The 13,006-nt window shown below is 72.9% G+C and carries 11 protein-coding genes; 4 read left to right on the top strand and 7 right to left on the bottom strand.

The genetic code is table 11. The features are described from left to right. Nucleotides 1-19: 19 nt before the first annotated feature. Complete coding sequence (locus tag ACSU6M_RS21125) at nt 20-1,408, bottom strand: PLP-dependent aminotransferase family protein (RefSeq protein ID WP_437071362.1); 1,389 nt, start codon at nt 1,406-1,408, stop codon at nt 20-22. Nucleotides 1,409-1,455: 47 nt separating this feature from the next. On the opposite strand from ACSU6M_RS21125, the gene ACSU6M_RS21120 reads away from it, so the two are divergent. Genes ACSU6M_RS21120 through ACSU6M_RS21110 form a run of 3 tightly spaced genes read left to right on the top strand, consistent with a single transcriptional unit; the run spans nt 1,456 to nt 3,220 of the window. Next, nucleotides 1,456-2,055, top strand: coding sequence for a carboxymuconolactone decarboxylase family protein (locus ACSU6M_RS21120; protein ID WP_437071360.1), 600 nt, complete (start codon nt 1,456-1,458; stop codon nt 2,053-2,055). Next, on the top strand, nt 2,052-2,498 hold the full coding sequence (locus tag ACSU6M_RS21115; RefSeq protein WP_437071359.1) for a carboxymuconolactone decarboxylase family protein: 447 nt from the start codon (nt 2,052-2,054) through the stop codon (nt 2,496-2,498). The genes ACSU6M_RS21120 and ACSU6M_RS21115 overlap by 4 nt, the downstream gene beginning before the upstream one ends. Further along, nucleotides 2,495-3,220 carry an isocitrate lyase/PEP mutase family protein gene (locus ACSU6M_RS21110; protein ID WP_437075270.1) on the top strand — a complete coding sequence of 242 codons (726 nt, stop codon included), beginning with the start codon at nt 2,495-2,497 and terminating at the stop codon, nt 3,218-3,220. The genes ACSU6M_RS21115 and ACSU6M_RS21110 overlap by 4 nt, the downstream gene beginning before the upstream one ends. A gap of 54 nt (nt 3,221-3,274) precedes the next feature. Here the strand turns inward: ACSU6M_RS21110 and ACSU6M_RS21105 are convergent, their stop codons facing one another. The 5 genes from ACSU6M_RS21105 to ACSU6M_RS21085 are packed head-to-tail and all read right to left on the bottom strand — an operon-like array spanning nt 3,275 to nt 10,301. Next, the gene (locus ACSU6M_RS21105; protein WP_437071357.1) at nt 3,275-4,228 is read right to left on the bottom strand and encodes an ABC transporter substrate-binding protein; all 954 of its coding nucleotides are present in this window, start codon (nt 4,226-4,228) and stop codon (nt 3,275-3,277) included. 1 nt (nt 4,229) lies between these two features. Then, on the bottom strand, nt 4,230-6,182 hold the full coding sequence (locus ACSU6M_RS21100) for an ABC transporter permease (protein WP_437071356.1): 1,953 nt from the start codon (nt 6,180-6,182) through the stop codon (nt 4,230-4,232). Next, nucleotides 6,182-7,222, bottom strand: a complete 1,041-nt coding sequence (locus tag ACSU6M_RS21095) for a quaternary amine ABC transporter ATP-binding protein (RefSeq protein WP_437071354.1) — start codon at nt 7,220-7,222, stop codon at nt 6,182-6,184. The genes ACSU6M_RS21100 and ACSU6M_RS21095 overlap by 1 nt, the downstream gene beginning before the upstream one ends. Further along, nucleotides 7,222-8,751, bottom strand: a complete 1,530-nt coding sequence (locus ACSU6M_RS21090; protein ID WP_437071352.1) for a GMC family oxidoreductase — start codon at nt 8,749-8,751, stop codon at nt 7,222-7,224. Before ACSU6M_RS21090 ends, ACSU6M_RS21095 begins: the two co-directional genes overlap by 1 nt. Before the next feature lie 50 nt (nt 8,752-8,801). Continuing rightward, the gene (locus ACSU6M_RS21085; RefSeq protein ID WP_437071351.1) at nt 8,802-10,301 is read right to left on the bottom strand and encodes an aldehyde dehydrogenase family protein; all 1,500 of its coding nucleotides are present in this window, start codon (nt 10,299-10,301) and stop codon (nt 8,802-8,804) included. A 170-nt stretch (nt 10,302-10,471) separates the two neighbouring features. Between ACSU6M_RS21085 and ACSU6M_RS21080 the strand changes: the two genes are divergently transcribed. After that, complete coding sequence (locus ACSU6M_RS21080; protein WP_437071349.1) at nt 10,472-11,239, top strand: hypothetical protein; 768 nt, start codon at nt 10,472-10,474, stop codon at nt 11,237-11,239. Between the two features lie 234 nt (nt 11,240-11,473). Here the strand turns inward: ACSU6M_RS21080 and ACSU6M_RS21075 are convergent, their stop codons facing one another. Continuing rightward, complete coding sequence (locus tag ACSU6M_RS21075) at nt 11,474-12,463, bottom strand: malate dehydrogenase (protein WP_437071347.1); 990 nt, start codon at nt 12,461-12,463, stop codon at nt 11,474-11,476. Nucleotides 12,464-13,006 lie beyond the last annotated feature (543 nt).

The raw sequence follows: 13,006 nt of genomic DNA, 5'->3' as shown, positions 1-13,006 counted from the left end.
GATCGCGTGCGCGAACACCCTACGGCAGGGACGCGCACAGGGCGTCGAGGGTTGCGGTCCAGGCGTGCTCGGGTGGGGTGCCGTAGCCGATGACGAGGGCGTCGAGCGGGGCGGCGCCGGCGGCGGGGTGGCGGAAGGCGGACAGACCGTGCACGGCGAGGCCGTGCCAGGCGGCGGCGCGGACGACGGACTGCTCGGTGCCGGGCGGGAGCCGCAGGACGGCGTGCAGGCCGGCGGCGATGCCGGTGACGGTGACCTCGGGGGCGCGTTCGGCGAGGGCGGCGACCAGGGCGTCGCGGCGGCGCCGGTAGCGCAGCCGGGCGGAGCGCAGATGACGGTCGTAGGCGCCGCAGGAGATGAACTCGGCGAGGGTGAGCTGCTCCATGACGCCGGTGGAGCCAGCGCCCCCGAGCGCGCACACCTCCTCCACCAGCGGCTGCGGCAGCACCAGCCAGCCCAGGCGCAGCCCCGGCGCGAGGGACTTGCTGGCGGTGCCGAGGTAGGCGACGTGGTCGGGGTCGAGATCCTGGAGGGCGCCGACGGGCTGGCGGCGGTCGTAGCGGAACTCTCCGTCGTAGTCGTCCTCCAGGATCAGCCCGCCGGTGCGACGGGCCCAGTCGACGAGGGCGGCCCGGCGGTCGGGGCGCAGGGCGAGGCCCATGGGGAACTGGTGGGCGGGGGTGAGCAGTACGGCGCCCGAGGAGCCGAGGTCGTCGGTGACGGTGCCGTGGGCGTCGAACGGGAGCGGGACGGTGCGCAGTCCGGCGCGCTCCACGAGGTTCCAGTGCACGTCGAGGCCGTACGACTCGACGGCGAGGGAGCGCAGTCCGCGCCGGTGCAGGGCCTGCCCCAGCAGGTGCAGGCCCTGGGCGAAGCCGGCGCAGACGACGATGCGTTCGGGGTCGGCGCGGACCCCGCGGGCGCGGGAGAGGTAGGAGGCGAGGGCGGTGCGCAGTTCGACGCGGCCGCGTCGGTCGCCGTACCCGAAGGCGTCATGGGGCGCGGCGGCCAGGGCGCGGCGGGTGGCCCTGAGCCATTCCTCGCGGGGGAAGGACGCGAGGTCGGGGGTGCCGGGCTTGAGGTCGTAGCGGGGCCGGCCCGGGTCGCGGCGCTCGACGGGCGCTGCGGCGGGCGCCGGGGGTGCCGGACGGTCGGCGACCCGGGTGCCCGAGCCCTGCCGGGCGGTCAGCCAGCCCTCGGCGACCAGGTCGGCGTAGGCGTCGGCGACGGTGTTGCGGGCGATGCCCAGGTCGGCGGCGAGGGAGCGGGAGGACGGCAGCCGGACGCCCGGGGCGAGCCGGCCGCTGCGCACGGCCTCGCGCAGGGCGTCGGTCAGTCCGCGGCGCAGTCCCGGACCGGCGGGCTCCAGATGCAGGTCGATGCCGTAAGTGGCCCACGATCTTGCCATGGGAATGGACCATACTCCTGGGACGCCTCGCTCCTAGGGTCGAGGGCATGACGACGAACGACACCGCGACGCACACCGCCACCGTCGGCACCGCGACGCACCCCACCGCCACCCACGGCACCACGACGAACCCCACCGCCACCCACGGCACCCCGACGAACACCCCCGCCCCCTACGCCCCCGAGCCCACCCCCCGCCTCGACTGGCACGCCCTCGCCCCGGACGTCTTCAAGGCGATGGTCCGTCTGGACGCGGCCGCCGCGAAGGGCCTGGACCCCAAGCTGCGCGAGCTGGTCAGGATCCGTGCCTCGCAGCTCAACCGCTGCGCGCTGTGCCTGGACATGCACAGCAAGGACGCCCTCGCGGCCGGCGAGAGCGCGGAGCGGATCATCCAGCTGAGCGCGTGGGAGGAGTCGCCGCACTACTACACGGAGAAGGAGCTGGCGGCACTGGAGCTGACCGAGGCGGTGACCGTGCTGACCGACGGTTTCGTGCCGGACGAGGTGTACGCGAAGGCCGCCGAGCACTTCGAGGAGAGCGAACTGGTGCAGCTGATCGCCACCATCACGGTGATCAACGCCTGGAACCGGTTCGGCGTGACCTGCCGCCGCACGCCGGGTCACTACCGGCCGGCGGTCGCCAAGTGAGCGCCCGGACGACCGCGTTGGACGACGGGGTGCGTTCCGCGATGCAGTCGCTGAGCGCGACCGCCAAGCGGGGGCTGGGCGATCCGGCGCTCGCCGAGCTCGTCCAGATCCGTGCCTCGCAGCTCAACCACTGCGCGTTCTGCCTGGACATGCATCTGGCGATCGCCCGTGAACACGGCGTCAGCGCCGCCCAGTCGGACCTGCTCGCCGCCTGGGAGGAGTCGCCGGAGCACTTCACCGACCGGGAACGGGCCGCACTCGCGCTCACCGAGGCCGTCACCCGCCTCACCGACGGCTTCGTGCCGGACGAGGTGTACGAGCGGGCCGCCGCCCACTTCGACGAGGTCACGCTCGCCCATCTCGTCGCGCTGATCACGGTCATCAACAGCTGGAACCGGCTGATGGTCAGCCGGCGGATCCCGCCGGGGAGCACCCGATGGTGACCAAGGCCGAGGCGTTCCGCGCGCTGCATCACGACCGCGCCCCCGACCGTCCGCTCGTCCTGCCCGGCCCGTGGGACGCGGCCTCCGCCCGTGCCCTGGCCGACGCCGGCTTCCCGGCGCTCGCCACGCCCAGCGCGGGCATCGCCGCCGCCCTCGGCCACGCGGACGGGCAGACCCCGGCCGACGAGATGTTCGCGGCGGTCGCGCGGATCGCCCGGGCGGTGGACGTGCCGGTGTCGGCGGACGTGGAGGACGGCTACGGGCTCGCGCCCGCGGAACTGGTGGAGCGGTTGCTGGAGGCGGGCGTCGTCGGCTGCAATCTGGAGGACTCCCGGCACGGCGTCCTCAAGGACCCGCGGGAGCACGCCGACTGGCTGGCCGAGGTGCGGGCGGCGGCGGGGGACCGGCTGTTCCTGAACGCCCGCGTGGACACCTTCGTACGGCACGCTCCGCAGCCGGAGCGAGCGGCGCTGGAGCGGGCCCGGCTGTACGTCGCCGCGGGCGCCGACTGCGTCTATCCGATCGGCGCCCCCGCGGACGTACTGCCCCTGCTGCGGGCGGGCATCGAGGGGCCGTTGAACGCGCTCGCGCGCCTGGACGGCGAGGGCCCCTCGCCCGCCGAGCTCGGTGCGCGAGGGGCCACCCGGATCACCTTCGGGCCGGGCCTGCAGCGGTGGGCGACGGCCGCGCTGCGGGACCGTGCCGGGATCCTGCGGACGTAGTCACGCCGGCCGGGGCAGTCGGGGCAGCCGGCCTGATCGCGCCGGCCGGCACGGTCACGGCAGCCAGGCCCGCCAGGTCGACTCGTGCCGCTCCGCCCACCGCCGCGCCGCCTCCTCCGGCGTGAGCTTCTGGTCGGCGATCATCAGGGAGACCTCGTTCTGGTCCTCGGTGGTCCAGCGGAACTTCTTCAGGAAGGCGGCCGCCGTACCGCCGTCGCGCGCGAAGTCCGCGTTGAGGTACTTCTGCAGCGGGGTGTGCGGATAGGCGCAGGCCACCTTCTCCGGGTCGGCGTCGCAGCCCTCCTTGTACGGCGGCAGCTTCACCTCGGTCATCGGCACCTTCTCGAACAGCCACTGGGGGGCGTACCAGTAGGTGAGGAAGGGCTTCTTCTCCTTGGCGAACTGCTGGATCTGGGTGATCTGCGCCGCCTCGGACCCGGCGAACACCACCTGGTAGTCGAGGTCCAGGTTCTTCACCAGGGCCTTGTCGTTGGTGACGTAGGACGGCGAGCCGTCGAGCAGCTGGCCCTTGCCGCCGCTCTCGGGGGTGCGCATCTGCGAGGCGTACTTGTCGAGGTTCTTCCAGTCGGTGACGTCGGGGTGCCGCTTCGCGAAGTACGTCGGGACGTACCAGCCGATATGGCCGGTGACCCCGAGGTCGCCGCCGGGCGCGATGGTCTTCTTGTCCTTGACGTAGCGCTGTTCCTGGTCGGGGTGGCCCCAGTCCTCCAGGATGGCGTCGACGCGGCCCTGGCTGAGCGCGTCCCAGGCGGGCACCTCGTCGACCTGGACGGTGTCGACGCGGTAGCCGAGCTCGTGCTCCAGGAGGTACTGGGCGACGGCCACGTTGGCCTGGGCGCCGACCCAGGACTGCACGGACAGGGTCACGGTCTTCGCGCCCTCGGCGCCCGCGAAGGGCGAGGTCTGCCGGGTCATGTCGGCGGCGCCGCAGCCGGTGAGCAGCAGCAGGGCGCCGGCCCCGGCGACCGCGGTGGTACGGATACGCATGTCAGGCTCCCTTCCTCGCGCGCCGTTCGGTGGGCTGGGTCACCCGGTCCAGCATCAGGCCCAGGCAGACGATGGCGACGCCCGCGACGAGGCCGGTGGCCAGGTCGCCCTGGGCGAGGCCGAAGACGACGTCGTAGCCGAGGGCTCCGCCGCCGACCAGGCCGCCGATGATGACGACGGCGAGGACCAGCACCACGCCCTGGTTGACGGCGAGCAGCAACGCGGGCCGGGCGAGGGGGAGTTGGACCTGCCGCAGCTGCTGCCACCCGGTGGCGCCGAGCGAGCGGGACGCCTCCAGCGCCGCCGGGTCGACCTGGCGCAGTCCCTGGGCGGTGATCCGCACGACCGCGGGCAGCGCGTAGACGACGGCCGCGGCGACGGCGGGGGCGCGGCCGACGCCGAACAGGGCGACGACCGGGATCAGGTACACGAACTGCGGCATCGTCTGGAAGACGTCCAGGACGGGCCGCAGCAGCCGGTCGAAGCGGTCGCTGCGGGCGGCTGCGACGGCGGTGGCGACGCCCAGCACCAGGGTGACGGCGACGGCCGCGAGCACCTGGGAGAGGGTGTCCAGGGCGGGCTCCCAGACGCCCAGGACACCGATCGCCGCCATGGCGGTGACGGCGGTCAGTGCGGTGCGCCAGGTCCCGATGAGCCAGGCCGGGGCGGCGACCCCGAGCAGGACGGCCCACCAGGGCAGCCACAGCAGGCCGTCGCGTACGGGGTCCAGGACCCAGGTCGTGAAGCGGCCGGCCCATTCGGCGGTGCCGCCGACGACGGGCACACCGGAGTACAGGTGCGCGGTCATCCAGTCGACGGCGCGGTTGACGGGCGCGGCGATGTCCAGCGCCCACGCCTGCGGCCACTCCAGCCGGTCCGTCAGACGTCCGGCGAGCGCGATCGCGGCGGCGCCGACGAGGGCGTACGGCCACAGCGCGCGGCGCGGCTGCGTGCCGGTGCCGGTGCCGGTGCCGGTGTCCCCGGCGGCGGCGGTGATGCGGTCCAGGATGACGGCGAGCAGCACGATCGGGATGCCGGCGGCGAGGGCGGCGCCCACGTCGACGGAGGCCAGCGCCTGGTAGACGCGGTCGCCGAGGCCGCCCGCGCCGATCACCGACGCGATGACGGCCATGGACAGCGCCATCATGATCGTCTGGTTGAGGCCGAGCAGCAGCTCGCGCCGGGCCAGCGGGATGCGGGCGGTCAGCAGCCGCTGGCGGGCGGTCGCGCCGAGGGAGTCGACGGCCTCCAGCACACCGGGGTCCGCGCCGCGCAGCCCCAGCGCGGTCAGGCGGGCCATGGGCGGGGCGGCGTAGACGACGGTGGCGAGGACGGCGGCGGGCACGCCGATGCCGAAGACCAGGACGACGGGCAGCAGATAGGCGAAGGCCGGGAGGACCTGCATGGTGTCCAGCAGCGGGCGCAGGGCCCGGTGCAGCCGGTCGGACAGTCCGCCGGCCAGGCCGAGGAGCGCACCGACGGCGACGGACGCGGCGACGGCCACCACCATCAGGGCGAGCGTCTGCATCGTCGGCACCCACATGCCGAGCGCGCCGCAGGTCAGGAACGCGGCGGCGGTGCCGAGGGCGAGCCGCGCGCCGGCCGCCCGCCAGGCGAGCAGGGCGCCCAGCGCGGTGACGCCGGCCCAGCCGACGGCGAGGAGGGCGAGGTAGACGCCGCGTACGGCGACGACGACGGCGTTGCTGACGTGGCCGAGGCCGTAGAGGAACACCGGGTGGCTGTCGCGGTTGTCGATGATCCACTCGCCGGTGCGGGTGAGGGGGGCGTCGAGGTCGACGGTCAGGGCGGTGGGCCAGGTGCCGCTCGCCCAGCGGGCGTGGAGGAGCGGCACGAGGACCACGGCGGCCAGGGCCAGCAGCAGGAGCTTGCCGGCGGTCCGGTTCCTGAGCACGGCGGGCCGGGTGCGTGGCGGTGTCGCGGTGAGCGTGGCCATCAGGCGACCGCCTCCCGCACTCCGGCGACGACACCCAGCAGCGCCTCGTGGTCCACCACCCCCAGGCACCGGCCCTCCTGCATGACCCTGGCGGGCTGTCCGGCTCTGGCCACCGCCTCGATCGCCTCCGCGACCGTCGCTCCGGGTGCCACCGCCGGGCCGGAGCCGGCGGCCTCGTCGGCCGACGCGGGCCGCATGGCGGTGCGGACGGTGATGACCTGCTCGCGGGGCACGTCACGGACGAAGTCGCGGACGTAGGCGTCGGCCGGGGAGCCGACGATCTCCTCGGGCGTGCCGAGCTGGACGACGCGGCCGTCGCGCATCAGGGCGATGCGGTCGCCGAGCCTCAGGGCCTCGCCGAGGTCATGGGTGATGAAGACCATGGTGCGGCCCTCCTCGCGGTGCAGCCGGACGATCTCCTCCTGCATGTCGCGCCGGATGAGCGGGTCCAGCGCGCTGAAGGGCTCGTCGAAGAGCAGGACCTCGGGGTCCACGGCCAGCGCCCGCGCCAGCCCCACCCGCTGCTGCTGACCGCCGGACAGCTGTCCGGGCCGGCGCTGTTCGAGCCCGTCGAGGCCGACCTTGGTGACGAACTCGGCGGCCCGCTCGCGGCGTTCGGCCTTGCCGACGCCCTGGATCTCCAGGCCGTAGGCGACGTTGTCGAGGACCGTGCGGTGCGGCAGCAGGCCGAAGTGCTGGAAGACCATCGCGGCGCGGCGGCGGCGCAGTTCGCGCAGCCGGGCGGCGTCCATGGCGCGCACGTCCTCGCCGTCGATGGCGAGGGATCCGGCCGTCGGCTCGATCAGCCGGGTCAGACAGCGCACGAGGGTGGACTTGCCGGAGCCGGACAGGCCCATGACGACGAAGACCTCGCCCTTGCGGACGTCGAAGGACACGTCCCGGACGGCGGCCGTGCAGCCGGTGCGGGCGCGCAGCTCGGCGGGGTCCAGCGAGCGCAGTTCGGGGTCGGCGGGCACGCGGTCGGCCTTGGGGCCGAACACCTTCCACAGGCCCTCCACGGAGAACACGGGCGTACTCATCACGCATCACCGCCGATCAGCTCGGCCGCCTTCTCCCCGACCATGAGCACTCCGATCATCGGGTTGACGGCGGTCATGGTCGGGAACACGGAGGCGTCCGCGATCCGGATGCCCTCCAGACCCCGGACGCGCAACTCCGGGTCGACGACGGCCAGTTCGTCGTCGACGGCCCCCATGCGGCAGGTGCCGGCCGGGTGGTAGACCGTGTGCGCGGCCTTACGGGCGTACTCGCTGAGCTCTTCGTCGCTGGTGACGTCCGGTCCGGGGCAGACCTCGCGCTTGAGCCAGCCGGCGAGCGGTTCGGTGCGCGCGATGCGGCGGGCGAGGCGGATGCCGTCGACGAGGGTGCGGCCGTCGTAGTCGTCCTCGTCGGTGAAGTAGCGGAAGTCCAGCGCGGGCTTGACCGACGGGTCGGCGCTGGTGAGGTAGAGCCGGCCGCGGCTCTTGGGCTTGGGGATGTTGGGGGTCATGGAGACGCCGAACTCGGGGCGCTCGTAGCCCAGTCGCTCGGGGTTGTCGGTGAAGGGCACCTGGTAGAAGTGGAACATCAGGTCGGGGCCCTGGTGTCCGGGGTCGCGGCGGACGAACAGGCCCGCGTCGGAGTCCATCGCGGAGTTGTCCGGGATGGGTCCGTGGGTCTCCCAGACGATCACCGACTCGGGGTGGTCGAGCAGGTTCTCGCCGACGCCGGGCAGGTCGAGGGCCACGGGTATGCCGAGGGCCTCCAGGTCCTCGCGGGGTCCGACGCCCGAGTGCAGCAGCAGCCGGGGCGAGTCGACGGCACCGGCGCACAGGACGACCTCGCGCCGGGCGCGGACGAGGAGTTCCTCGCCGTCCTTGGTGCGGACATGGACGCCCTCGGCACGGCCCCGGTCCAGCTCCAGCTTGTACGCCCAGGTCTCCAGCAGGATCGTCAGGTTGGGCCGGGTGTCCATCACCGGGTGCAGATACGCCACGGAGGCCGAGGAGCGCTTGTTGTTCTCGGGGTGGTAGGCGAGGTCGAAGAAGCCGACGCCCTCGTGGAACGGCTTCTTGTTGAAGCCCTCGACGCGCGGCACGCCCAGGGCCGCCTGCGCGGCGTCGACGAAGTCGCGGGCGATGGCGTTCCGGTCCTTCTCGTCGACCGGCACGATGTTGTTGAGCAGCCGGGCGTAGTACGCCTCCATCTGCACCGCGCCCCAGCCCTTGGCGCCGGCCTCCTCCCACTCGTCCCAGTCGGAGGGCAGCGGCTTGAAGGAGATCAGGGTGTTGTGGCTGGAGCAGCCGCCGAGCACGCGGGCCCGGCTGTGCCGGATGTGGGAGTTGCCGCGTGGCTGCTCGGTCGTGGGGTAGTCGTAGTCGAGTTCGCCGCCGAGCAGGCCCATCCAGCGGCGCAGGGTGAGCACGTCGTCGCGGTCGACGTCGCTGGGGCCGCCCTCGATGACGGCGACGGTGACATCGGGGTTCTCGGTGAGGCGGGAGGCGATGACGGAGCCCGCGGTGCCGCCGCCGATGACGACGTAGTCGTAGACGTGGGTGTTCTCGGACATGGGGGGTACTCCTGGGACTTACCGAAAGGAAGGGCGTCGGGGGCGGGGCGTCAGCCCGCGAACCAGCGGACCGGGCGAGGGGCGAGGTTCTGGTAGACGTGCTTGGTCTCGCGGTACTCGGCGAGCCCGGACGGGCCCAGTTCGCGGCCGACTCCGCTGCGGCCGAAGCCGCCCCACTCCGCCTGCGGCAGATAGGGGTGGAAGTCGTTGATCCAGACGGTGCCGTGCCGCAGCCGCCCCGCGACGCGCCGGGCGCGGCCCGCGTCCGCCGTCCACACCGCGCCGGCCAGCCCGTACTCGGTGTCGTTGGCCAGGGCCACCGCCTCGTCCTCCGTGCGGAACGTCTCGACCGTGAGGACCGGGCCGAAGACCTCTTCGCGGACGACCTTCATCCCGCGGTGGCAGTGGTCGAGGACCGTCGGCTCGTAGAAGTAGCCGGGCCCCTCGGGCCGCTTGCCCCCGGTGCGCAGCACCGCGCCCTCCTCCAGCGCGGAGGCGACGTACGCCTCGACCTTCGCGCGCTGCTGCTCGGAGACGAGCGGGCCGCACTCGACGCCCTCGTCGGTGCCGCGGCCGAGGCGGATCCGTGCGGCGCGCTCGGCGAGTTCGGCGACGAAGCGGTCGCGGACCGACTCCTCGACGATGAGCCGGGAACCGGCCGAGCAGACCTGCCCGCTGTGGATGAAGGCGGCGTTGAGGGCCTGGTCGACGGCGGTGTCGAAGCCCTCGGGCGTGGCGCAGGCGTCGGCGAAGACGACGTTGGGGTTCTTGCCGCCGAGTTCGAGGGCGACCTTCTTCACCGAGACCGCCGCGGCCTGGGCCACCTTGACGCCGCTGACCAGGCCGCCGGTGAAGGAGACCAGGTCGACGTCGGGGTGCTCGGCGAGGCGGGCGCCGACGGTGTGGCCGGGGCCGGTGACGATGTTGGCGACACCGGCGGGCAGGCCGGCCTCGGTGAGCAGGTCGATCAGGGCGATCGTGGTCAGCGGGGTGATCTCGCTGGGCTTGACGACGAAGGTGTTGCCGGCGGCGAGCGCGGGGGCGATCTTCCAACTGGCCTGGAGCAACGGGTAGTTCCAGGGGGTGATCAGCGCGCAGACGCCGACCGGCTCGTGCACGACGACGCTGTGCACATCGGGCGTGCCCGCGTCGACGACCCGGCCGGGGGCCTCGGCGGCGACGAGGTCGGCGAACCAGCGGAAGGCGTCGGCGACACAGTCGATGTCGACGCGGCCCTCTTCCAGGGTCTTGCCCGCGTCCCGGCTCTCCAGCAGGCCGAGGCGCTCGCGGTCGCGCACGAGCAGGTCGGCCGTGCGGCGCAGCAGCGCGGCGCGCTCGGCGGCGGGGGTGCGGGGCCAGGCGCCCTGTCCCCCGTCGAAGGCGCGGCGGGCCGCCGCGACGGCCAGGTCGGTGTCCTTCTCGTCCCCCTCGGCGACCACGTCGAAGGGCCGGCCGTCCGCCGGGTCGACGATCTCGCGGGTGGCCCCGGAGACCGCTTCGCGCCACTCGCCGTCGACATGGATCGTCGGTCGTGCCTGCTGCCTTGCCATGGTCGGTATTGCCTTCCGTTCCTGTGCGATTCCCCTGAGTGACGTACGTGTCACCGTCGGAGATCGTGAGCACATGCCCGCAACCCCTCGATGCATGCGCGATCCGGGGCCGAAAGTGCGCTGCCTCACTGAACATGCGGACAAATAGGGCGAAAAGTAGCCTGGGAGTGATGCGCACCCCGGGAGGTGACGCCATGGGCGTGGCAACCCTGATCACGGCTGCGGTGAGCGCGAGCCTGCTTCTGGCCCCCGCGGCGGCGGCCCAGGAGGATCCCAGCGCCCGCGAGCTGGTCGACCAGGCCCGCGACAACCTCCTCGACGCCGAGTCGGTGCGTCTGAAGCTGACGGACCGCGACGCGTCCACGTCGACCAGCCGCACCCGCCCCGCCTCGATGGACCTGGCCCTGGACCGGGACGGCAACTGCAGCGGTTCGATGAGGATGGCCAGGGGCGGCGGCAGCGTGGAGATCGTCAAGCAGGCCGAAGAGGTGTGGATGAAGCCGGACACCGCCTTCTGGAAGGCCCAGGTGCCCGGCGGGCAGGGCGACGCGGTGGCCGAGCTGTTCAAGAACCGCTGGATCCACGGCTCCACCCGCGACGCCATGCTCAAGGGCATGGCCGACACCTGCGACCTCACCAAGTTCCAGGACGACGTCGGCGCCGGCGGCGACGGTGCGACCGGGGTGAAGCGCGGCGACCGGACCGAGCGCGACGGCACCGAGGTCTACCCGCTGACCGGCAAGGACGACGGCAAGAACGTGACCATGTACGTCACGGCCGACACCCCGCACCGCATCGTGGAGATCACCCAGCGCGGAGCCGGCACCGATATGACCGTCGCCTTCGAGGACTACGGCGAGCCGGTGCCGTCGAAGACTCCGCCGCCGGAGGAGAGCGTGGACGTCGACAAGCTCCAGCAGCAGCTCCAGGGCGTCTGACCGGCGCGGCGCGTCGAACGCGGGCTCCCGTACAACGCGCGAAGTCCCCTCCCGCCTGAGCGGAAGGGGACTTCGCGAGTGGAGCGCCGGGCAGGCCTTGCACCTGCATCTCCCCGCAGGAAGCGGGGCGTCTTTCCTTGGACCACCAACGCACAGTCGGCTTCCGGGAGTTCCGGCGGCCGGTGTGTGATCAACTATAGCCCACACCGGCCACCGGAGTCACATCCGGGAAGCTCAGATGAGGCCGAGGGCGCGAACGGCCTCGCGCTCCTCCTCCAGCTCCTTGACGGAGGCGTCGATACGGGCGCGGGAGAACTCGTTGATCTCCAGGCCCTGGACGATCTCGTACTTGCCGTCCTTGCAGGTGACCGGGAAGGAGGAGATCAGGCCCTCCGGGACGCCGTAGGAGCCGTCCGACGGGATGCCCATGGAGACCCAGTCGCCCTCGGGGGTGCCGTTGACCCAGGAGTAGATGTGGTCGATGGCGGCGTTGGCGGCGGAGGCGGCCGAGGAGGCGCCACGGGCCTCGATGATGGCGGCGCCGCGCTTGGCGACGGTCGGGATGAAGTCGTCGGCCAGCCACTTCTCGTCGTTCACGACCTCGGCGGCGTTCTTGCCGGCGACCGTGGCGTGGAAGATGTCCGGGTACTGGGTGGCGGAGTGGTTGCCCCAGATGGTCAGGCGCTTGATGTCGGCGACCGTGGAGCCGGTCTTCTTCGCGAGCTGGGTCAGCGCGCGGTTGTGGTCCAGGCGGGTCATCGCGGTGAAGCGCTCGGCCGGTACGTCCGGGGCGGCGGCCTGGGCGATCAGGGCGTTGGTGTTGGCCGGGTTGCCGACCACCAGGACGCGGATGTCGTCGGCGGCGTGGGCGTTGATGGCCTGGCCCTGCGGCTTGAAGATGCCGCCGTTGGCCTCCAGCAGGTCGCCGCGCTCCATGCCCTTGGTGCGGGGGCGGGCGCCGACGAGGAGGGCGACGTTGGAGCCGTCGAAGGCGACGTTCGGGTCGTCGGTGATCTCGATGCCCTGGAGCAGCGGGAAGGCGCAGTCGTCCAGCTCCATGGCCGTGCCCTCGGCGGCCTTCAGCGCCGGGGTGATCTCCAGCAGGCGCAGCTTGACCGGCACGTCCGCGCCGAGCAGCTGGCCGGAGGCGATGCGGAAGAGCAGGGCGTAACCGATCTGGCCGGCCGCGCCGGTGACGGTGACGTTCACGGGAGTGCGGGTCATGGCGTTCTCCGTATGAAGCTGGCGGGGGGCGGCACTGCCCCGGGGTGCGGACGTACAGATGATCGATCTCTTGGTATCAAGAGATCCACCAGCGGTCAGGCTATCGCGCCCGCGTGATCCCGTACGTCCCGGTGGGTGTGGCCCACCCCACAGCGCGCCGCTCGCAGAACAGACGAACGGCGGCCGCCCGTCCGGGAGAGGAGAGACGAGACGGCCGCCGGGCGGGGGTTCCGATCTGACCGGACTCCCGTGGGGGTACCGGACGCGTGCCCCGGATCCCGACGGCCATTCCTGTTTCCCCCACGTTTTCCCTGCCGGGCGAGCGCGGGGAGGCGGCGAGCTTTCCCTGCCGGGCGCGAGGTGGGCGAGCTTTGCTTGCCGGGCGGGCGCGGGTTGGTGGGCGGATTCCCCACCCAGATACCTGCGGGAAGCGGGCAGACCTCCCGCCCAGATGGCCTCGGGAAGCAGGCAGACCTCCCGACCAGGCGGCCGCGGGAAGCGGGCAGACCTCCCGACCAGATGCCCTCGGAAGGCGGGCAGACC

This window comes from Streptomyces sp. enrichment culture, from assembly GCF_964272895.1.
GTDB lineage: Bacteria > Actinomycetota > Actinomycetes > Streptomycetales > Streptomycetaceae > Streptomyces.
This window is presented reverse-complemented; position numbering and strand designations above follow the sequence as displayed.